Below are 20469 nucleotides of genomic sequence, written 5' to 3' on the forward strand. Positions count from 1 at the left end.
TACAGTGAGAGTAAGAGAGGGGTGTGGACATGCTGACATTTGAAGAAAAGTGGGCGAAAGTGCTCGCTTGTGACGCAACGTATGATGGGTTATTTTATACGGCCGTGAAGACGACAGGAATCTATTGCCGACCCTCGTGCCGTTCCCGCAAACCGAAAAAAGAGAATGTTGATTTTTACATCACAAGACAAGAGGCAGAAACGAACGGCTTCCGACCGTGCAAGCGATGCCAGCCGGAAGTCGAGCATGCCCCACACCGAGCGCTCGTACAACAAGTGACCGTGTATTTGATGGAACATTATAAACAGCCGATTCGCCTCGAACAGATTGCCGAACATGTCCAATTGAGCCCGTTCCATTTGGAGCGAACATTTACCCAAGCGACAGGAGAGACGCCAAGGCAGCTATTGGAACGACTTCGCATCGACAAGGCAGCTTATTTATTACGAACGACCACGATGAGCAACCTGACAGTCTGCTATGAGGTCGGGTTTCAAACGCCATCGAATTTTTACCGTGTCTTCCGTCAAGTGAAAGGGTGCACACCGAATATGTATCGAAAAGGAGGAGGCATATGAACAATCTGCTACTAGACGTTCCACAACCGTTTGATTTTCATGAATGTCTCGTCTTTTTAAGTCGGTCCGAACAAGAAGTGCTCCATGTCACAACGGACAGGGTAGTTCAAAAGCTGATGCGAATTGGGGAACGTCTCATATTAGTGGAACTCCAAGGAGAGCAAGACCACATTCGTATCCTGTTCCCGGTCGATGACGTCTCGGATACGGAAACAGAAAACATTGAACGTGAAGTGCGTGACTGGTTAGACCTTGATCGTGACCTCACACCGTTCGAGGCGATGGGGGCAGAGGATGAATTGCTGGCTCCTTTGATTGAAGCGCATCGTGGGTTACGAATGATCGGTTTCCCAAATTTGTTCGAGGCACTCACATGGGCCATCATCGGGCAACAAATCACGTTATCCTTCGCCTATACAATCAAGCGGCGGTTCGTCGAACGATATGGTGAACAACGAGTCGTCGAGGGAAGAACGTACTGGACGTTCCCACGTGCGGAACGAGTCGCCCTGCTTGAGCCGGAAGCGTTACGAGAGCTTCAGTTTAGTCGAAGGAAAGCGGAGTATGTTATTGATATTGCACGGGAAATAACAGGTGGGACGTTATCAAAATCGGCGCTACAGTCGCAATCTTCATCTGATATTCGTCAACGCTTGCTTTCCATACGAGGTGTTGGGGCATGGACGGCGGACTATGTATTGATGAAGTGTTTTCAAGACGCATCCGCCTTTCCGGTCGCGGATGTCGGATTGCATCAAGCGATTCAACATCGGTTAGGGGCGCCTAAAAAGCCGACGATTGAAGAAGTGAAACGATACGGGGAGCGCTGGAAAGGTTGGGAAGGGTACGCGACATTCTATTTATGGAGGTCATTATATGGAGACGTATAAATTGGACATGGAGACGCCGGTTGGCGTGATCGAAATCGTTGGAACCGAGAAAGTCATCCAGTCGATCTTATTCGTCGAACGCGAAGTGGCGCAATTACCTGTACTGAATGTACCTGATGTGTTGCGACAGTGTAAGGAAGAACTCGATGCTTATTTTCGAGGGGAGAGGATGACGTTCACCTTTCCTATTGAACAAGTGGGCACGCCGTTTCAGCGGGATGTGTGGAGTACGTTACAGACAATTCCATTTGCGGAGACGGCATCATATCGTGAACTCGCCGAACGTGTGAAACGACCTGCGGCTGTCCGGGCAGTCGGGGCGACGAACGGACGCAACAAACTGAGTATTGTCGTGCCTTGTCATCGTGTCATCGGATCGAACGGTAAATTGACGGGGTATGCCGGTGGATTATGGCGAAAAGAATGGCTCTTACACCACGAGAAACAAGTCGCACATCAAACCCAGTAAAAAAACATTTCCCCCTCCAAATCTGCTACACTAAAGGAGGTCCTATCGTGACGTCGGAATCGACGAAGTTATAGGATGATTCCCGTCACTACTGGAGAAGGTTTTTGGAGGAATGTATGATTAAATTACTAGCAGATTCAACGTGTGACTTATCAGATGCAGTGCTTGAACAGTACAACATCGGGGTCGCGCCGTTGATCATTACGATGAACAATATGTCTTACCAGGACCGGGTGGATATCCAGCCGGATGATTTTTACGGAATGTTGGAAGCGCTCCCGGAATTCCCGACGACGGCGATGCCGAGTCCGGCGACATTTTTAAAGTTGATGGAAGATGCGGTCGCGGCCGGGCATGAAGAGATTCTATGTATCTGCATGTCGAGTGGCACGAGCGGCTCGTATCAGTCAGCGGTCATCGGGAAAGAGTACTTCGAAGAGGCGCATCCCGAATCAACAGTGAAAATCCATGTCGTCGATTCCCGATCGATGAGTCACGGCAGCGGCTGGCTATTGCTCAAGAGCGCGCAGATGCGTGAAGCCGGTGCGACGTTCGAAGAGCTCGTCGATTTCAACGAGACGTATAAGACGAAAGTGAAGCATTTCTTGTCCGTTGATGACTTGGACCATTTGATCAAGAGTGGGCGCATCTCGAACGCGAGTGCCATCATCGGAAAACTACTCATGGTGAAACCGATTATGAGCATGAAGAACGGGAAAGGTGCCATTGTTGCCAAAGAGCGAGGCACACGTAAAGTGTTGAAGCATTATACGGACGAGTTCGTGAAGCGCGTGAATCCGGACATCACGAATTTCGTAATCATCGGGTACACATCCGATCAACGGATTGCCGAGAACTTAAAAGCGAAGCTTGAAACCGAAACAGATTTCACAGGCGAGATTTACCTCATGCAGATGGGGGTCTCGGTCGGGACACACGTTGGTCTCGGAGCCATTTCGATGTTCTTCGTGGAGAAATAATAAAAGCCGTCTCATGTCGAGGCGGCTTATTTATGTGGCCAAAGATGCTCGATGATGGGAGTACTGTCGTTAAAATCGAGGCGGTAGACGTCTGGGTTACGCATCGTACGCCATGTTTCAAAGTCATATTTAGGATCAAGCCGTTGTAAGAGGAGCGAAAGCAGATTACCGTGAGTCACGAGTAGTATCGAGCCATGTTGAGACTGGACACGCTCGATCACTTGCATGATTCGCTGAGTCGCTTCCTCACCAGATTCAGCACCAGGCAACTTGAACGTCGGGTCGATGAACGACTGACGTAGCGGTGTCAGCCAGTCTTCGAGCGGTTCGTGAGACAAAATGCGCTCTCTCAGTAACGGTTCACGCTCGATTGGGAGTTGGTGGGCTTCGGCAAGAGGTGTGACCGAAGCGACCGCTCGGTTGTAGTCGCTTGAGAGTATCCGGTCAATCGGGATTTCACGAAAGAAATCACGGAGCAAGTGTGCTTGTTCGTGACCCGCTTCCGTGAGTGGTGCATCAGGTTCTTGACCGGAGGCCGAGCAGTGGCGAATCAGACAGAGTGTGGACATGTGGATTCTCCTTTTTGAAATGCTCAATTACCAGCAAGATAAGCGTGTCATCGAGTCATTATGACTTGTGATGTATTCAATCTCCTCGAATTCATGCAAAAAAGCATTTTCGTAGAGGGAGTTGAGCATCTCTTGGTCTTTACAGTATATCGTCACGTACTGACTGTCCGTTACAAGTAGCACAAACTCGCACGTGCTATGTAAAAAATCTTCGTACGTTATGATTTCCGAGGAAATATTGGGTTGGAACGCTTTGATATCAACAAAAATTAAATAGTGTTCATGTTGAGTGATCCGTTCATTGAGTTGTCGACCATTGATGACAGTCGACTTCGGAAACAACAAACAGTCAAGTTGTCCATCTTTCACAATATAGGATTCCTCATCAATCACTTTCCATTGATATTGATTAAGGGGGATAGGGGTCAATATATCTTGTAAAAAATGACCGTATTGATTGGGGATTGTAAAACTTAGACCGCGTCTCAACAGAACACCTCCTTCGTTCCGAAGAATCATGACAATTTCATAAAAAGTTTCAGCACAAAAAATCATACATAACCCTTATCATTCATCACAAAAGAGTTATAATCGGTATAACGATTATAAAATATATGATTGAGGAATGGGGATTCTTCGGTTGTATGACAAAAAATTCAGGGGATAAGGATGGGGTTTTCATGAGCAGTACGCAAACGAGAACAGACGTCATTTTAATTGGGGCAGGCATTATGAGCGCAACGCTCGGTTCACTCTTTAAAGAGCTTGTACCGGAGTGGAACATCAAAGTGTTCGAAAAGCTCGATGCAGCAGGGGAAGAAAGTTCAAACGAATGGAACAACGCAGGTACGGGACATGCCGCACTTTGCGAATTAAACTATACAACGGAGAACGCGGATGGGACGATTGATATTTCCAAAGCGGTCAACGTCAACGAGCAATTCCAAATCTCACGCCAGTTTTGGGCACATCTCGTCAAGCAAGGATTGATTGAAAATCCGGGTGCCTTCATTCGTTCTATTCCACATATGAGTATGGTCCAAGGGGAGAAGAATGTCGATTTCTTGAAACGCCGTTTGGAAGCGCTCACAACGAATCCGTTATTTGAAGGCATGGTCTTATCGGACGATCCGAATCAGCTAGGGGAATGGTTCCCGCTCATCATGGACGGACGGACATCGGACGAACCGATTGCCGCGACGAAAATCGATTCAGGGACGGACGTGAACTTCGGCGCGTTGACACGGATGTTGTTTGACCATCTCACATCAAACGGAGTCGAGGTCAACTACGGCCATAGCGTCGAGGACGTGAAGCGTCTCGATAACGGTCTTTGGGAAGTGAAAGTGAAAGACTTGTCTGCGAACAAGATTGAGACGCATACGGCACCGTTTCTCTTCATCGGAGGCGGTGGCGGAAGTTTACCACTCTTACAAAAGACAGGAATTCCAGAGTCGAAACAAATCGGTGGATTCCCGGTCAGCGGGCTCTTCCTCGTTTGTAAAAATCGTGAGGTCATCGAGCAACATCACGCCAAAGTTTACGGAAAGGCGAAAGTCGGGGCACCACCAATGTCGGTACCGCACCTCGACACACGCTTTATCGATGGACGGAAAGAGTTGCTGTTTGGACCGTTCGCCGGCTTCACACCGAAGTTCTTGAAAACAGGTTCGAATTTAGATTTGATTCGTTCGGTCAAACCGAACAATGTCATCACGATGCTTGCGGCAGGAGCAAAAGAGATGCCGCTCACGAAATATTTGATTGAGCAGGTACTCTTGTCTCACGATAAACGGATGGATGAACTTCGTGAATTCATCCCGAACGCCAAGAACGAAGATTGGGAAATCGTTGTGGCCGGGCAACGGGTTCAGGTCATCAAAGATACACCGCAAGGAAAAGGGACACTTCAGTTCGGAACAGAAGTCGTCAGCGCGGAAGATGGTTCCGTTGCGGCACTTCTTGGTGCTTCTCCAGGCGCATCGACAGCTGTTCATGTCATGTTGAAAGTGCTCGAGCAGTGCTTCCCGCAACAGTTACCGGAGTGGGAAGAGAAAATCAAAGAGATGGTTCCGTCATATGGCTTGAAACTTTCGGAACATCCGGACCTGTTCAAGACGATTCACGAATCGACAGCGGTCACGCTCGGTTTAGAAGAAAAGGACATGGTCCATAACTGAAGAGAATGAGGCGAGTATACAATCGTATGCTCGCTTTTTGTATAGAAAAAAGCGACCATCATTCGGTCGCTTACACCATTTTAAGAAACGTCTTCGCCTGTTGTTCGAGTGTAGCGGCTGAATCCGCTAATTTCTCGAACTCTCGGACCGTCTGTTCGAGTTGTCCAGAGCTATCTTTCACTTTGTGAGAGATGCGTCCGATGCTCGTGGACACGTCATCAATCCGTTTGACGATTCCTTCGATATTGTGATTCACTTCTGTGATCGAGAGGGACACTTTATTCGACAGATTACGCACTTCCGTGGCGACGACATCGAACCCGCGCCCATGCTCACCTGCTCGTGCCGCCTCGATGGCCGCATTGAGTGCGAGCAAATTCGTTTGGGCAGCGATTTCGCGAATCGTTTGGACGATGTCCGTGATCGTCTTTGCCTCTTGTTGGAGTGCAAGAAGGTGTTCCCTGTTTTGAATCGATTCTGCTTCAATTTGTTTCACATTTTCTAGCACATGTTCTCCGTCCTGCTTACCAACCTTAGACTGTGCGGATAAGTACTCTGATGTTTCTTGAAGGTTGTTTGCTAGATGGAGAACATCCTGTTGACGTGATGTGATATCAGCTGCAATCTTAGAGACACCAATGACACGTCTGTTCGTATCATCAAAAATAGGCATATAGGTGGCTTCTAACCAAACCGTTCGACCATCTGCAGCAAGACGTTCGATTTTGTCATGATAACTGACTCCTTGCATCAGTTTTCGCCAAAACAAGTCATACTGCGGACTGTTTGCAAACTCCGGCAAGCAAAGGTCACGATGGTGTCGTCCTATCAATTGAGTAACTTCATAGCCCATCGTTCTGGCGAAAATCTCGTTGACGTAGGCGACGCGTCTGTCTTCATTGAATCGGATGATGGCCAAATTATTCTCGATGGCTCGAATCACATGCGTGTCGGTGACATGGGTCGTACTAGAGTGCAGTTGCATCCTAACATCCTCCCTATATCGTGTGAGTTATTTGTATTAGGATACCCCATAATTGTAAAAAAAAGTATATTATTGTGACAGAACAAAAAAAGACCTCTTCCACGTGGAAGGGTCAAGGTGTGAGTGTCGCCATGCTTTCATGTAAGTATTCACCGATTTGACGTTCGATGTCGCTTTCTGAACGTTCAAGAGCGAGCGAGAGTTCTTTCACCAAAATGGTTTTGGCGTTCTCTAAAATTTTACGATCTTGTTCGTACAGCTTTTTGTTTGCCTGTAACGCCTCGATTTGACGACGGCTCAACGTATTCACGACTTGAGCGATCTCGTGACGGTTCCCTGAATGGACAACATTTAAAAATTCACGATTGCGATTGTTCGAATGCGGATTCCATTCAACGCCAGGCGAGCGGAACGACTCTAAAATCTCTAATGCTTCGTCTGCTTCGAGCAACGTCAACATCATCACATTGTCATTATCGACCGGGATGCTAATCTGCAACTTCTGTGAGTTGTTGATGGGGTGAAGCGTATAGTACGATTTCGTTTCTCCTGCGACCGTTTTGTCTGAAATGTCGTCGATTCGACATACGCCATGGGTCGAGTAGATGATTAAGTCTCCAGCTTTAAACAAGTCGATCACCTCTTCCTTATCTATAAGCATAGTCATTCAGAAGGTGAAATGTCAACTCGGTTGACGTTTGGTGCAAGGTGTGCATATAAAAATCGTGACGAGTGAACCCGACACGATTATAGTTTCCAGTCCATCCGTAGAATGGTTTTCAGTTGATTGAACGCCTCTTGTCCGATGCTTTCTTGGATGCGTTGCTCGAGTTGCGCTTTGAGCGCCTCATTCTGTTCATAACAAGTGTGACCGAGAGAGGTCAGCTCGATGCATTTGTCCTTTCGATTTTGCGGATGGTCCGTCACGAGGACAAGCGCCTTACCTTCTAGATTCTTAATCAGTTTATGAATCGCTTGCCGCGAGATATGGACGTCTCTTGTGACCTCGGCAATGGTCGTTTTGGCTTGATAAAGTGTAGCGAGAATATACCATTCAGAGTTTGAGATGTGGATGTCACTCTGCTCATTCCAGGATTGTTCACTTATGCGTCGAACTTGATCGTTTCGTTCTGTCAGTAAATCAAGTAGACGGGTTGACGTTGATGGAGTCAAATCAAGTCACTCCTCTTTCGTTTCCAGGTTTTAGACGTTCCTAACTATACAAAAGCAACTATACCCCGTCAACGTCAATCTAGAACAAAACGAGGCACAAGGCCCCGTTTTTTACTGGCAATCTTTATTTTTGAAATCGATGACCATCCGTCCCTGAATTTTCCCTTGTTCCATCTCTTCGAACACGTCTTGCACTTCGTGAAGGCAACGCTTGTGAACGAACGGGACGACGAGTCCTTCGGCTCCGAACTGGAAAGCCTCCTCTAAGTCTTTACGTGTCCCGACGAGCGAGCCGACAACTTCAATCCCATCGAGAACGAGACGTGGGATGTTCAAATCCATCGTTTCAGAAGGAAGACCAACAGCCACGACTTTCCCGCAGGCTCGAACGGCGTTGACCGCTGAATTGAAGGCGACTTTTGAGACGGCCGTGACGACTGCGGCGTGTGCTCCGCCGAACTTCTCTTGAACGATGTCTGCCGCATCTCCCTCGTTCGAAGGGTTGATTGTCAAATCGGCGCCGCTCTCTTTAGCGAGTTCGAGCTTGTCGTCGTTCAAATCGACAGCGATGACGTGTGCATTGAAGACATGTTTCGCATATTGGATAGCTAGGTTGCCGAGTCCACCACAACCGTAGATGACGACCGTCTCCCCAGGCTTCACGTCCGCGACTTTGATGGCCTTATACGTCGTGACGCCCGCGCATGTGATGCTTGAGGCTTGCGCAGGGTCCAAGCCTTCTGGCACTTTGACGGCATAATCGGCCACGACGATACTTTGCTCGGCCATGCCTCCGTCCACACTATAACCGGCATTTTGAACATTTCGGCAGAACGTCTCACGTCCCGTCGTACAATATTCGCAGCGACCACATGCATGGTACATCCAGGCGATACTGACACGGTCGCCGACTTTTAGACTTTTGACATCGTCCGCAATTTTAGACACAATCCCAATCCCTTCATGACCGAGCACGCGTCCTTGAACATCCCCGAAGTCACCGGCCGCGACGTGAAGGTCCGTGTGACACACGCCACAGTACTCGACATCGACGAGCGCTTCCCCGGATTGTAATGGACGAATTTCCTTTTCCACGACTTCAATGTTGGCTTTGCTTGCTGAATTGACAACGACTGCTTTCATGTTTGAACACACTCCTTGTGAGAAATTAGCGAATCTGCCTAAACAACATTCTGAATCACACCGTCAGAATAGCACAAAAAATGGAATGAAAGCGCTTTATTTTTGAATAGTAATTGTCTTAAACATGAACTTTTGTCACATGAAGATTTAGGGAAATAGAGATGAATGAAGCAAACGAAAGGAGTGTCAGTTACATGACGCGGACAGAGTTATTTCACACATACAAATCAAAAATTTTGCAGTTATCAGATTTAGAGGAAGAGACGTTAAAAAGCAAAGAATTCCTGTTAGACCGTGATGAAAAGAAACAACTCGACATCTATTACGCACCATTCGAATACATTAATCCAAATGCGAAAGTCGTCATCGCGGGAATCACGCCAGGCTTATATCAGATGCGTCAGTCGTTCGAGGCGATTCGCGACTTGAAGGATGCGACAGACGAAGAGGCGCTTCGAGCCGTCAAACAACGTGGCAGTTTTTCCGGTCCGATTCGAAAGAACTTGGTGACGATGCTGGATGATTTAGAGCTACATCATCACTTAGGGATTGAGTCCTCCCTCGATTTGTTCGAATCAGCAAATCATCTCGTACAAAACACGGCGGTCCTCCCTTATCCGGTCTTTTATAAGGGTAAAAACTATAACGGGTCGAGCCCGGATATGATTCGAACGGATCTGTTTCGACCGTACGTGGAAGGAACTTTCGCTGAAGAGATGGCCCATCTTCAAGATGCTCTCATCTTACCGATGGGCGTCAATGTGAGGCGAGCTGTGGAATTGTTGGTTAAGCGAGGGCTCTTGGATCAGGATCGCGTAGTGAGCGGGTTTCCGCACCCATCTGGTGGGAACGGTCATCGCCATCGCATCTTCGCCGAAAATCGAGACGCCATGAAGCGACACATCGCCGAATATTTCAAACGACATCCACTCTGAACCGCACTGCGGTTCTTTTCGTGTGAGCACATGACCTGACATCGACTCTTTACTTCGCTAAAATGATAAACGGTTGACTCACTCACGAGATGTAGAAAGGATGTCCGCCATGATCACATTGTCGTCCGTCCATAAACGTTATGGACAAGAGATGGCCGTTCGCGATGTATCGCTTCACATTCGAAAAGGAGAGATTTACGGCATCATCGGCGCAAGCGGTGCCGGGAAGTCGACGCTCCTTCGATTAATGAATGTGTTGGAGCGACCCGATCGTGGAAGTGTCACGGTCGATGGCGACCAGTTGACCGAGCTCTCCAATCGGGAACTCCGCAAGAAGCGACATCGGATCGGTATGATTTTTCAACAATTTAATCTAGTCGCGAATAAGACCGTCTTTGATAACGTCCTCGATTCACTGAAGCTTGCCAAGCGCCCGAAAGCGTCATGGGAAGCACGCGTGATGGAATGTCTCCAGTTTGTCGGACTTGAAACGTATCGCGATAAATATCCTTCCCAGTTGAGTGGAGGGCAGAAGCAACGGGTCGCCATCGCTCGTGCACTCGCAAGCGAACCGAGCGTGCTCCTATGCGATGAACCGACCTCTTCCCTTGACCCGAACACGACGGCAGAAGTGCTACGTGTCCTCCAGTCAGTCAATGAACAACTAGGCGTCACCATCGTCCTCGTCACGCATGAGATGGATGTCATTCGTCAAATCTGTCATCGCGTCACCGTCATGGCAGAAGGAGCCGTTCATGAGACGATTGAACAAGAGCCGACGGGTGTGGTCGCCATCGATCAGAATCCGAGTTGGTTCGTCGAACAGCTACGGAAGGAGGGCGAACCGAATGCCTGACATCTTGTTGCGCTATCAATCTGAGATTTGGCAGTCCATCGCCGAGACGTTCATCATGGTCGGGGTATCGATTCTCGCTGCGATTCTAGTTGGACTTCCGTTAGGTACGTGGCTTTATCTTTCGCGTAAAGGACAGCTGTTAGAGAACCAAGTCGTCTTCTCTGTGCTCAACTTAGTCGTGAACATCGTCCGGTCATTCCCGTTCTTGTTACTCGTCGTGTTTTTGATTCCATTTACACGACTCATCATCGGGACAGCCATCGGAACAGCGGCAGCGACGGTGCCACTTTCCATCATTGCCATCGCGCATTATGCGCGCCTCGTCGAACAATCGTTGATTGATGTTCCGCGCGGGGTTGTCGAAGCGGCGCTTTCGATGGGGGCGTCGGTGAAAGATATCATCTTTAAGTTTCTTTACGTCGAAGCCAGATCCGGTCTCGTGCTCGGATTGACGACATCCATCATCAGCTTTATCTCGTACTCGACGATCATGGGGGTCGTCGGGGGCGGTGGCATCGGTGACTTTGCCATCCGTTATGGGTATCAACAGTTCCAGACAGAACTCATGCTCTATATGATTCTCATCATGCTCGTCTTCGTACAGCTGATCCAGTTCACGGGCACGACCGTGGCACGAATTATCGACAAACGCTAAACAGAAAGTAGGAAATGAATATGAAAAAATTGATGGCACTTCTTGCCTCGCTCACACTCGTCCTCGCGGCATGTGGGAACGACACAGAAACACAAACAGAACAATCGAACGAACCACAGACGTTGAAAGTCGCGTCACTCATCCCACCGATGACAGATATGCTTGAAATTGCGAAAGAACAGCTCGCAGAAGAGAACATCGAACTCGAAATCGTCGTCCTCGGAGACAACGTCCAACCGAACTCGGCACTTGCGGCGAAAGAAGTCGATGCGAACTTCTTCCAACACGTCCCGTACATGGAAGAGTTCAACCGCAGCAATGATGCAAATCTCGTTCCAATCGAACCAATCTATTTCGCAAACTACGGCGTATACGCGAAAAACTATGACAACATGGAAGACATTCCGGAAGGCGCGACCATCGCCATCGCCAACGACGTATCGAACATCGACCGTTCTCTCTCACTTCTTGCACAACATGATGTAATTGAACTCGGAGAGAAAGAAGGCACGTACTATACACAAGCCGATATCACCTCGAATCCGAAAAACTTCAAGTTTGAAGAAGTCGACTTGTTGATGCTCGCTCGTGCATACGATGATGTCGATGCAGTCTTGATGACACCGGCCTACGCGGCACCGCTCGGTTTGACACCAAAGAGTGACGCACTTCTGACAGAAGGTGTCGAGAACGACTTCGCGATCACCCTCGTCGCACGTGAAGACAACCAGGATGACGAAGCAATCCAAAAACTCGGTGAGGCGCTCACGAGTGATGAAGTTCGTGCATTCTTAGAAGAAAACTATGCAGAAACGGCGATTCCGGCGTTTGAATAAAAAAGATTGAGCCTCGTCGGCTCAATCTTTTTTAGTACTCTTCGTATTCTCTTGGATCTTGGTCATCGATGCGACCATCCGGCTTCGTCAACGCATTGAGCGTCTCCATCTCTTCGTCGGTCAATTCAAAGTTGAAGACATCGAGGTTCTCTTTCTGATGCAACTCGCTAGATGAACGGGCGAGCGGAATCACACCGAGCTGGATATGCCAGCGCAAGATAACTTGAGAGACACTCTTGCCTTTTTGTTTGGCGAGTTCGGTGATCTTCTCGTCATGGATGACCGTACGGGCGCGACTGAGCGGGCTCCATGCCTCTGTGATGATGCCGCGTTCCTTATCGGCTTGCCGCTGCTCGACTTGCGAGAAGTACGGGTGTAACTCGATTTGGTTGATGACCGGTGTTTCTCCCGTTTCTTCAATCAAGCGGTCAAGATGTTCCGGCATGAAGTTCGATACCCCGATGGAGCGGATCCATCCGTTTTTCTTCGCCTGAATCAAGGCACGCCACGCCTCGACGTACTTGTCTTGTTTCGGATTTGGCCAATGCAAGAGGAACAAATCCCAATAGTCGAGGTTCGCCCGAAATAGGGACTCCCGAATCATCTCGAGTGCTTGGTCGTAGTCATAATATTGCGCGCGCAATTTTGATGTTAAGAAAAGTTGTTCGCGCGGGATGCCGGATTGGCGAACCGCCTCACCGACTGTACCTTCATTATCATAACGAATCGCCGAATCGATGAGTCGATATCCGTTTCGGATGGCGCACGTAATGGCGTCGACCCCTGCTTCACCTTTCAAACAAACTGTTCCGAGTCCAATGGCCGGAATCTCATAACCGTCATGTAGCTTGATTGTTGGAATACCCATCAAATGCCTCCCCATTCAAAATCCGTTCTCTTCTCCGGTATTCCACTTTCCTCGGAAATGAAACGTTTGAATGTGAGGTCAACGACGGAACGCTTTGATCAAACCTTCAGCCAAATCGAGGATACACACGACGATGATCGTGAACAAAATACTCCATACACCCCAGCGACTGATTGTTTCGATGTCGATATTCGTTTGTTCAGCAATCAAAGAGAGCGCTTCGGTCGAAATTAGATCAGGTTGCAGTAAAATGAGTGCCGTGACGACAATCCATACGATATTGAAGAGGGCGTTCCACAAGGCGAGCGGCTTCGTCCAGTGTCGAACGATCCATTTGTAAATGGCGATCGCGATGCCAAAAACGGCCAAGGCAATGACAAATGGGAAGAATTGATTCAAGACGGACGAATTGAGTAGTGGATAGGATTCGCCATCCGTGACGACGCGAATCAACTGTTCGGCGTTGACGTACAATACGACCATCAAAACGGTGACGACAACATCAAACAAGATTGAACCAAGAGAGATTGAGGTCGAACGAGGTTTTACTTTCTTGAGTTGTTCAGGTTTCCAACTCGAGAAGGGGACTTCGCCCTCAGGTACAGCCCGTTCGATGATGAAGAACGTGAGAGTAATCCAGAATAGCGTTTGAACGACAACATTGAAGATGGCAGCCCCGGTTTGAAGGAATGCTTGAATCAAGAATTGACTCCAAGACGTGTCGTCGATGGGATTGGTCAAATAACCGATGATGGAAAGAATGGTGACAACCGTGACGGCAATCGGTAAGACGATTTTGATGATGTTCACGTACTGTGTGAAGAAAGCTGGTCCGATGAGATGAAGGGGACGATTCGCATAACGAGCAGCGAGAACATGAGGGTCGCCGAGTTCGCGCAACGCTTCAAATAAGGCAGCTTCAGACGGGTCATTTCCAGTCATGTCATCGATGGTCGATTCCAATTCAAGGGCGACATCTTGCCGCATCGATTCAGGGATTCGAGAAGTGACTTCATCGATATACACATCACGAAGATTCATGATCATTTCCTCCTTCAATGAGACGGGTCAATGTTTTCGACATGTTCATCCATTCCACGTACAACTCATTCAAAATATCCATTCCGTCTGGGCTGAGCACATAGTACTTACGAGGTCGACTCTCCGTCGTGTCCCAGGAACTCGTGACGAGTCCTTGTTTTTCAAGTCGACGCAGGAGCGGGTAGAGCGTACTTTGGTCAATGTTGATGTCGGCATCAAGTAATGCTTGGACGAGCGAGTAACCATACTGTGGCGTTTTCAACTGACTGAGCACCGCAATCGTCAACGTACCACGACGCAATTCCGTCACCAACGAGGCTTTGACATCGGACATTTTTTCGCCTCCTTCATTCGCTTATCTTTATACTGTATATCATACACTATAAGTCATCATACATCAATGTAGTTAATTATCTAAAAAACAAATTGAGTCTTTTCCTGATTTTGGGATAATGAAGGGGAGGTGATGTTCATGAAGTGGTGGTGGATAGTTGGCGGTATCGTAATTGTCATGTTGATGGAAGTGAACGTTCGGATATATGGTTGAGCCGCAACGTTCGGTGTGCCGATTGGGTGGATGATCACGCTATTGGTCATGACCCAGTTTCGAAAGCCGACATCAACTCGATGGGTTGTTGCGTTTGGGGTGATTAGCGTCAGTATCGGAATCGTGTTATCTGTACCGACTTATTCGGTAGCGGAAGCGGAAGAGACGTTGGACAAAACGTACAGTGATGTGACGTACATGGAAAGCGTACCAACGAGCGGGGGAGAATGGAATCCATTTACCCCTCGAAGGGGCTACCGATTTGAGACGGGGAGCGGAAAAGCGGTCTTATTCATCCCGGACTCCGGGAAAACATTTGAACTGTAAAAAAGACTCGCTCTCATGATAGAGGGCGAGTCTTTGTATTAGTTGCGAATCATGTAGTCGAAGGCGCCGAGTGCGGCTGTCGCACCAGAACCCATCGAGATGATGATTTGTTTGTAGGCGCTGTTCGTGCAGTCTCCCGCTGCGAACACACCTGGGACGTTCGTCGCGCCATGACGGTCGACAACGATCTCCCCGAAGTTGTTGCGTTCGACCGAGTCGAGCCAGTCTGTGTTCGGGACGAGGCCGATTTGGACGAAGACACCTTCGAGTTCGACATGGTATGACTCGTTCGTCTCACGAGACACATACGAGATTCCGTTCACTTTGTCCGTACCTGTGATTTCTGTCGTCTGAGCGTTCGTGATGACAGTCACGTTCGGGAGGCTGTGGAGACGGTCTTGAAGCACTTGGTCGGCCTTGAGTTCAGAAGCGAACTCGAGGACCGTCACGTGTTTGACGATACCAGCGAGATCGATAGCCGCTTCAATCCCAGAGTTACCGCCACCGATGACCGCGACACGCTTCCCTTCGAAGAGAGGGCCGTCACAGTGCGGGCAGTAAGCGACTCCTTTGTTTTTGAACTCCGCCTCACCTGGGACGTTTACGTTACGCCAGCGTGCACCAGTTGAGAGGATGACGCTCTTACTCTTCAAGACAGCACCGTTCTCGAGTTCGATTTCGACGAGGTCATTTTTCTCCAGACGCTTCGCGCGTTGGAGGTTCATGACATCAATCCCGTACTCTTTGACGTGCTCTTCAAGACTTGCGACAAGCTTTGGACCTTCTGTATAAGCGGTACCGATGAAGTTCTCGATGCCCATCGTGTCCATCACTTGGCCACCGAAGCGCTCCGCGATGATTCCGGTACGGATTCCTTTACGAGCCGCGTATACGGCCGCACTTGCACCAGCTGGACCGCCGCCGACAACGAGGACGTCGTACGGGTCTTTGTCCGAGAACGCAGACGCGTCAGGACCTGTACCGAGTTTCGCTAAGATCTCTTCGAGTGACATCCGACCGTTACCGAACGATTCTCCGTTCAAGAAGACCGTCGGGACAGCCATGATCTCTTTCGCTTCCACTTCATCCTTGAACGCGGCTCCGTCGATCATCGTGTGGGTGATGTTCGGGTTGAGGACGCTCATGACGTTTAGCGCTTGCACGACGTCAGGGCAGTTGTGGCAGCTGAGGCTGATGTATGACTCGAAGTGATACGTGCCTTCGATGTTTTGGATCTGTTTGATCGTGTCCGCATCAACTTTCGGTGCGCGCCCGCTCACTTGGAGGAGGGCGAGGACGAGTGATGTGAACTCATGTCCGAGTGGAATCCCCGCGAAGACGATTCCTGTCTCTTCAGACGGACGATTCACGCTGAAGCTCGGTGTACGCTCGAGTGTCGCGCGTTCAACCGAGATACGTGATGACATGCTGGCGAGTTCGTTGACGAGCTCGAGCATCTCGTTTGAGACTTTGTCTTCCCCAGCGCTCACACGGAGGACGACATCGCCCTCCATGAGCTGGAGATATTGGTCGAGCTGTTGTTTAATCGCTGCTTCTAACATGCAATCGCTCCTTACAATTTACCGACGAGGTCAAGGCTTGGGCGGAGTGTTTCAGAACCCTCTTCCCATTTCGCTGGGCAGACTTCGCCTGGGTTGTTGCGTACGTATTGTGCTGCTTTGACTTTGTTGACGAGCGTGCTCGCGTCACGGCCGATGCCGCCAGCGTTGATTTCGACAGTTTGGATGACGCCGTCTGGGTCGATGATGAACGTACCACGGTCTGCGAGGCCGTCTTCTTCGTTCAAGACGTCGAAGTTGCGTGAGATGACGTGTGATGGGTCACCAATCATGATGTACTCGATTTTTCCGATTTTCTCAGATGTTTCGTGCCAAGCTTTATGTGTGAAGTGTGTGTCTGTTGAGACAGAGTAAACTTCTACACCGAGGTTTTTAAGTGTAGCGTACTCGTTTTGAAGGTCTTCGAGTTCAGTTGGGCAGACGAATGTGAAGTCAGCTGGATAGAAGCAGACCACGCTCCATTTGCCTTTGAGGTCGTTCTCTGTAACTTCGAGGAATTCACCTGTTTGGAATGCTTGTGCTTTGAATGGTAGTACTTCTTTGCCGATTAATGACATGGGTTATGTCCTCCTTGTTTTTTACTCTAGCGTTTCTATCTCGACTAGAATAATTATAATGTAATACTAACTTCATATAACGAGCTGGAATTGTCAAGGCGTTTGCATGCTTTGAAAGTATAAGGCATATCAATAGATTGTCTGTATTTGGCTTAATGAAAGTAAAGAAAACGATTACATTCCAATTGGTATTTTTCTCTCGATTTTCTTATTTTGAAAAATGAACATCATGAGTATAGTTACTAATATTTTGGAAAGGGTTATACATTTTCTCGGCATGATTTGTGTGATTATCAATTACATCAATAAAATAACCTTAATCACAAGTAGCGATTAAGGTTGAAGAATTTTCTGTATAATCTTTTCTCGATACAAGGCACGATCTTTACTTTTCCGAAGTCGAGCATGACAGTTAGGGCAAGTAGCTATTACTTGTTCAGGGAGAGCCAATCCTTCATCGGATTCTTTATATAATGAGTAAAGTTCTAAATATGGCCCTTGTTCAGTATCAAATGGTGCGGCTTGACCACATGCTTCACAGTGATTATTTGCTCTCGCAAGTACGTAATAGTATAAGGCAGCTGTCTGTTCCCTCACTTGACGCTTTCGAATCGACATACTTAATCCAGTCGCACGCTTTGGGTCACGATTAGCAATTTGTTCGAGTTCCTCAATTGACTTGTATCTCATAGTTGTTGCATATTCGTGAGATTCTTCCTGTACGACATGGAGCGGTTCAAAAGCAAAAACGATGACTTCTCGCTGATTCTGATGCTTGTCGATTCCAAATTGAATATCATAACCAATCAAAACAAGTTGATCTACGAAGCGATAATTTCCTTTTCCAAGAGATTCAAATAAGTAAACGTCCTCACCATTTTCGATGTGGTGGAGAAGCGCTTTATTTCCGAAAGAAAAAGTTTGATTTCCTTCTTGACCTTCGCCGCTATAATAGAACAAGCCATCTTCTTCGCTCCAGCCATTCTTATAACCAAATTCTTGATCCATCCCACTATCGAAAATAAAAATAAGTTTATGCTTGTTAGGTGTACTGATTCCTCGTTGACGGCTTCCACCATATTGATCATGGATGAAGGAACGTCTATACACTTTATTTTTTTCGAACAGCATAAAGCACCTCATTTCCAGGTTTTTCTTTTAAATAGAGTGTAGCATGCTTTTTTGCTAAAAACGAAAAAGACAGAGGTCGCCCTCTGTCTTAACCGTCACTCCGCCATCAACGCACACACCGCATTCGAATACGCTACCGGATCTTCAATCGGTAACCCTTCAATGAGAAGGGCTTGTTGATATAAGAGGTCTGTATATTGTTTCGCTTTCGCTTCATCTTCTTTATACACACGTTGGAGTGTCTGGAAGATGACATGCTCAGCATTCACTTCGAGCACTTTCTCCGCTTTCATACCGCCGCCATTTGGCATCGCGTTCAAAATCTTCTCCATCTCAATCGAGACGTCACCTGCGACCGTCAAGCAGACTGGATGTGACTTGAGGCGTGTCGAGGCACGCACTTCTTTGACGCGGTCTCCTAGCTCTTCTTTCATGAAAGCAAACAGGTCTTCGTTGTCTTCGTTGAGCGACTTCGCTTCCGCGTCATCGAGACCGAGGTCGCCGCTCGCAATCGACTTGAACTCTTTGTCTTCATACGACTGAAGCATCTTGATTGCGAACTCGTCGATTTCTTCTGTGAAGTAAAGGATTTCATATCCTTCCTCTTTCAAGCGCTCTGCTTGTGGTAAGAGATCGATGCGATGAATCGATTCACCTGTCGCATAGTAGATATACTTCTGATCTTCTTTCATCCGCTCAACGTACTCTTTGAGCGAGACGAGCTTCTTCTCATGAGAAGAATGGAAGAGAATCAAGTCTTTCAATTCGTCTTTGGCTGCACCGAACTGGTCATACACACCGAACTTCAATTGACGACCGAACGACTCATAGAACTTCTCGTAGTCCTCGCGCTCGTTTTGGAGCATCTTCTCGAGCATCCCTTTGATTTTGGACTTCACGTTCTTCGCAATCACGCGAAGCTGGCGGTCTTGCTGCAACATTTCACGGGAAATGTTGAGTGAGAGGTCTTCAGAGTCGACCATCCCTTTGACGAAACCGAAATAGTCCGGCAAGAGGTCTGGTGACTTCTCCATGATCAACACACCGTTCGAGTAGAGCTCGAGCCCTTTCTCAAATTCTTTCGTGTAATAGTCGAACGGAACCGTTGACGGGATGTAGAGGATTGATTGATAACGAATCGTCCCGTCGACGTTCAAGTGAAGATGCTTGAGCGGCTCATCAAAACCGTAGCGCTTCTCGTGATAGAATGCTTTGTAATCTTCGTCTGTCAACTCGCTCTTACGCTTCCGCCAAATCGGCACCATGCTGTTGACGGTCTCTTCTTCCTTGTAGTCCTCATACTCTTCTGAGTCCTCTTTTTGACGATGTTTCGTCACATCGAGTTTGATTGGGTAACGGATGAAGTCCGAATGTTTCTTGATGAGCGAACGAATTTCATACTCTTCAAGGAATGACGAGTACGTGTCATCTTCTGTGTCTGCTTTCAAGTGGAGCGTGATTTCTGTACCGATATCCGCTTTGTCTGTTGGTTCGATTGAATAGCCGTCTGTACCTTCTGACTCCCATACGTATCCTTGATCACTGTCAATCGAGCGAGTCCGTACCGTCACACGGTCAGCGACCATGAACGCGGAATAGAATCCGACCCCGAATTGACCAATGAGGCTATGGTCTTCTTCCATCTTCGTTGCCTGTTTCATGGCGAGTGAACCGCTCTTTGCAATAATTCCGAGGTTCGTTTCAAGTTCTTCTTCTGTCATCCCAATGCCCGTGTCGCGAATCGTAATCGTCCGTGCCTCTTTATCGAGTTCGATTTTGACGAAGTAATCGTCTTTGTTGAACTCGATGCTCTCGTCGGAGAGGGCACGATAATACATCTTATCGATCGCGTCACTTGCGTTCGAGATGAGCTCGCGCAAGAAGATGTCCTTATGTGTATAAATTGAGTGGACCATCAACTCTAAAATTCGTTTCGATTCTGTTTGAAACTGTTTCTTTGTCATGATCGTTCTCCCTTTTTTGTCTGTATTTTGGCACTCTCTTATAAAGAGTGCTAACACTATTGATTATCCTAAAAATTAGGAAGATGTCAACCGAATTTGAAGAAAAGATTGACGAGGACGTAGGTTTCGCATATAGTTGAGTACATGCGATGAGCTGGTCTATGTAAGACGGCGGACATTCCCTTGAGGAGCACGTTGTGGAGCG

23 protein-coding genes are annotated in these 20469 nt (G+C 48.0%); 10 read left to right on the forward strand and 13 right to left on the reverse strand.

The features are described 5' to 3' along the window. Window positions 1-29: 29 nt before the first annotated feature. The 4 genes from ACQKD4_RS10805 (at window position 30) to ACQKD4_RS10820 (ending at window position 2917) form a co-directional block, all read left to right on the forward strand. Complete coding sequence (locus ACQKD4_RS10805; protein ID WP_337874328.1) at window positions 30-578, forward strand: bifunctional transcriptional activator/DNA repair enzyme AdaA; 549 nt, start codon at window positions 30-32, stop codon at window positions 576-578. After that, window positions 575-1468: a DNA-3-methyladenine glycosylase family protein gene (locus ACQKD4_RS10810; RefSeq protein WP_427373333.1), complete on the forward strand. Its 894-nt coding sequence runs from the start codon at window positions 575-577 to the stop codon at window positions 1466-1468. Before ACQKD4_RS10805 ends, ACQKD4_RS10810 begins: the two co-directional genes overlap by 4 nt. Continuing rightward, window positions 1455-1937 carry a methylated-DNA--[protein]-cysteine S-methyltransferase gene (locus ACQKD4_RS10815; RefSeq protein WP_214696621.1) on the forward strand — a complete coding sequence of 161 codons (483 nt, stop codon included), beginning with the start codon at window positions 1455-1457 and terminating at the stop codon, window positions 1935-1937. Before ACQKD4_RS10810 ends, ACQKD4_RS10815 begins: the two co-directional genes overlap by 14 nt. A 116-nt stretch (window positions 1938-2053) precedes the next feature. After that, complete coding sequence (locus tag ACQKD4_RS10820) at window positions 2054-2917, forward strand: DegV family protein (protein WP_427373335.1); 864 nt, start codon at window positions 2054-2056, stop codon at window positions 2915-2917. Window positions 2918-2943: 26 nt separating this feature from the next. Here ACQKD4_RS10820 and ACQKD4_RS10825 read toward each other — a convergent pair whose 3' ends face one another. Together ACQKD4_RS10825 and ACQKD4_RS10830 are read right to left on the reverse strand one after the other, a co-directional pair. After that, window positions 2944-3486, reverse strand: coding sequence for a histidine phosphatase family protein (locus ACQKD4_RS10825; protein ID WP_427373336.1), 543 nt, complete (start codon window positions 3484-3486; stop codon window positions 2944-2946). Window positions 3487-3513: 27 nt separating this feature from the next. Further along, window positions 3514-4041, reverse strand: a complete 528-nt coding sequence (locus ACQKD4_RS10830) for a DUF2691 family protein (RefSeq protein ID WP_427373337.1) — start codon at window positions 4039-4041, stop codon at window positions 3514-3516. Window positions 4042-4166: 125 nt separating this feature from the next. Here ACQKD4_RS10830 and ACQKD4_RS10835 point away from each other — a divergent pair, with 125 nt between their 5' ends. Then, window positions 4167-5666, forward strand: coding sequence for a malate:quinone oxidoreductase (locus tag ACQKD4_RS10835; RefSeq protein ID WP_427373338.1), 1500 nt, complete (start codon window positions 4167-4169; stop codon window positions 5664-5666). A gap of 70 nt (window positions 5667-5736) precedes the next feature. Here the strand turns inward: ACQKD4_RS10835 and ACQKD4_RS10840 are convergent, their stop codons facing one another. The 4 genes from ACQKD4_RS10840 to adhP all read right to left on the reverse strand — a co-directional run bounded on the left by ACQKD4_RS10840 (window position 5737) and on the right by adhP (window position 8967). Beyond that, complete coding sequence (locus tag ACQKD4_RS10840; protein ID WP_427373339.1) at window positions 5737-6651, reverse strand: methyl-accepting chemotaxis protein; 915 nt, start codon at window positions 6649-6651, stop codon at window positions 5737-5739. Window positions 6652-6763: 112 nt separating this feature from the next. Further along, window positions 6764-7291, reverse strand: coding sequence for a CarD family transcriptional regulator (locus ACQKD4_RS10845; RefSeq protein ID WP_271305830.1), 528 nt, complete (start codon window positions 7289-7291; stop codon window positions 6764-6766). A 107-nt stretch (window positions 7292-7398) separates the two neighbouring features. After that, window positions 7399-7824 carry a MarR family winged helix-turn-helix transcriptional regulator gene (locus ACQKD4_RS10850; RefSeq protein WP_339963505.1) on the reverse strand — a complete coding sequence of 142 codons (426 nt, stop codon included), beginning with the start codon at window positions 7822-7824 and terminating at the stop codon, window positions 7399-7401. Window positions 7825-7935: 111 nt separating this feature from the next. Further along, window positions 7936-8967, reverse strand: a complete 1032-nt coding sequence (gene adhP, locus ACQKD4_RS10855) for an alcohol dehydrogenase AdhP (protein WP_427373340.1) — start codon at window positions 8965-8967, stop codon at window positions 7936-7938. Between the two features lie 194 nt (window positions 8968-9161). On the opposite strand from adhP, the gene ACQKD4_RS10860 reads away from it, so the two are divergent. The 4 genes from ACQKD4_RS10860 (at window position 9162) to ACQKD4_RS10875 (ending at window position 12249) form a co-directional block, all read left to right on the forward strand. Continuing rightward, window positions 9162-9902 carry a hypothetical protein gene (locus tag ACQKD4_RS10860; RefSeq protein WP_427373341.1) on the forward strand — a complete coding sequence of 247 codons (741 nt, stop codon included), beginning with the start codon at window positions 9162-9164 and terminating at the stop codon, window positions 9900-9902. 109 nt (window positions 9903-10011) lie between these two features. Further along, a complete protein-coding gene (locus ACQKD4_RS10865; RefSeq protein WP_427373342.1) occupies window positions 10012-10758 on the forward strand; it encodes a methionine ABC transporter ATP-binding protein in 747 nt (248 codons plus the stop codon). Continuing rightward, complete coding sequence (locus ACQKD4_RS10870) at window positions 10751-11413, forward strand: methionine ABC transporter permease (RefSeq protein WP_214696647.1); 663 nt, start codon at window positions 10751-10753, stop codon at window positions 11411-11413. Before ACQKD4_RS10865 ends, ACQKD4_RS10870 begins: the two co-directional genes overlap by 8 nt. Window positions 11414-11433: 20 nt before the next feature. Beyond that, window positions 11434-12249 carry a MetQ/NlpA family ABC transporter substrate-binding protein gene (locus tag ACQKD4_RS10875; protein WP_427373344.1) on the forward strand — a complete coding sequence of 272 codons (816 nt, stop codon included), beginning with the start codon at window positions 11434-11436 and terminating at the stop codon, window positions 12247-12249. A gap of 31 nt (window positions 12250-12280) precedes the next feature. On the opposite strand, the gene ACQKD4_RS10880 is transcribed toward ACQKD4_RS10875, so the two are convergent. The 3 genes from ACQKD4_RS10880 to ACQKD4_RS10890 form a co-directional block, all read right to left on the reverse strand. After that, window positions 12281-13117, reverse strand: a complete 837-nt coding sequence (locus ACQKD4_RS10880; RefSeq protein ID WP_427373345.1) for an aldo/keto reductase — start codon at window positions 13115-13117, stop codon at window positions 12281-12283. 78 nt (window positions 13118-13195) lie between these two features. Then, window positions 13196-14158, reverse strand: coding sequence for an HAAS signaling domain-containing protein (locus ACQKD4_RS10885; protein ID WP_427373346.1), 963 nt, complete (start codon window positions 14156-14158; stop codon window positions 13196-13198). Continuing rightward, window positions 14145-14492: a PadR family transcriptional regulator gene (locus ACQKD4_RS10890; protein WP_015880292.1), complete on the reverse strand. Its 348-nt coding sequence runs from the start codon at window positions 14490-14492 to the stop codon at window positions 14145-14147. Before ACQKD4_RS10890 ends, ACQKD4_RS10885 begins: the two co-directional genes overlap by 14 nt. A 243-nt stretch (window positions 14493-14735) precedes the next feature. On the opposite strand from ACQKD4_RS10890, the gene ACQKD4_RS10895 reads away from it, so the two are divergent. Continuing rightward, window positions 14736-15032, forward strand: coding sequence for a hypothetical protein (locus tag ACQKD4_RS10895; protein ID WP_427373347.1), 297 nt, complete (start codon window positions 14736-14738; stop codon window positions 15030-15032). A gap of 38 nt (window positions 15033-15070) precedes the next feature. Here the strand turns inward: ACQKD4_RS10895 and ahpF are convergent, their stop codons facing one another. The 4 genes from ahpF to htpG form a co-directional block, all read right to left on the reverse strand. Continuing rightward, on the reverse strand, window positions 15071-16594 hold the full coding sequence (gene ahpF / locus ACQKD4_RS10900; RefSeq protein WP_427373349.1) for an alkyl hydroperoxide reductase subunit F: 1524 nt from the start codon (window positions 16592-16594) through the stop codon (window positions 15071-15073). Window positions 16595-16605: 11 nt separating this feature from the next. Further along, the gene (gene ahpC / locus ACQKD4_RS10905) at window positions 16606-17169 is read right to left on the reverse strand and encodes an alkyl hydroperoxide reductase subunit C (RefSeq protein ID WP_015880295.1); all 564 of its coding nucleotides are present in this window, start codon (window positions 17167-17169) and stop codon (window positions 16606-16608) included. 333 nt (window positions 17170-17502) lie between these two features. Further along, window positions 17503-18300, reverse strand: a complete 798-nt coding sequence (locus ACQKD4_RS10910) for an HNH endonuclease (protein WP_427373350.1) — start codon at window positions 18298-18300, stop codon at window positions 17503-17505. A gap of 95 nt (window positions 18301-18395) precedes the next feature. Then, window positions 18396-20264 (reverse strand): molecular chaperone HtpG, encoded by a 1869-nt coding sequence (gene htpG, locus ACQKD4_RS10915; protein ID WP_427373351.1) that lies wholly within the window; start codon window positions 20262-20264, stop codon window positions 18396-18398. Window positions 20265-20469 lie beyond the last annotated feature (205 nt).

Origin of the sequence: Exiguobacterium sp. NPDC077395 (assembly GCF_050269125.1) — a bacterium.
Taxonomy (GTDB): Bacteria; Bacillota; Bacilli; order Exiguobacteriales; family Exiguobacteriaceae; genus Exiguobacterium; species Exiguobacterium aestuarii_A.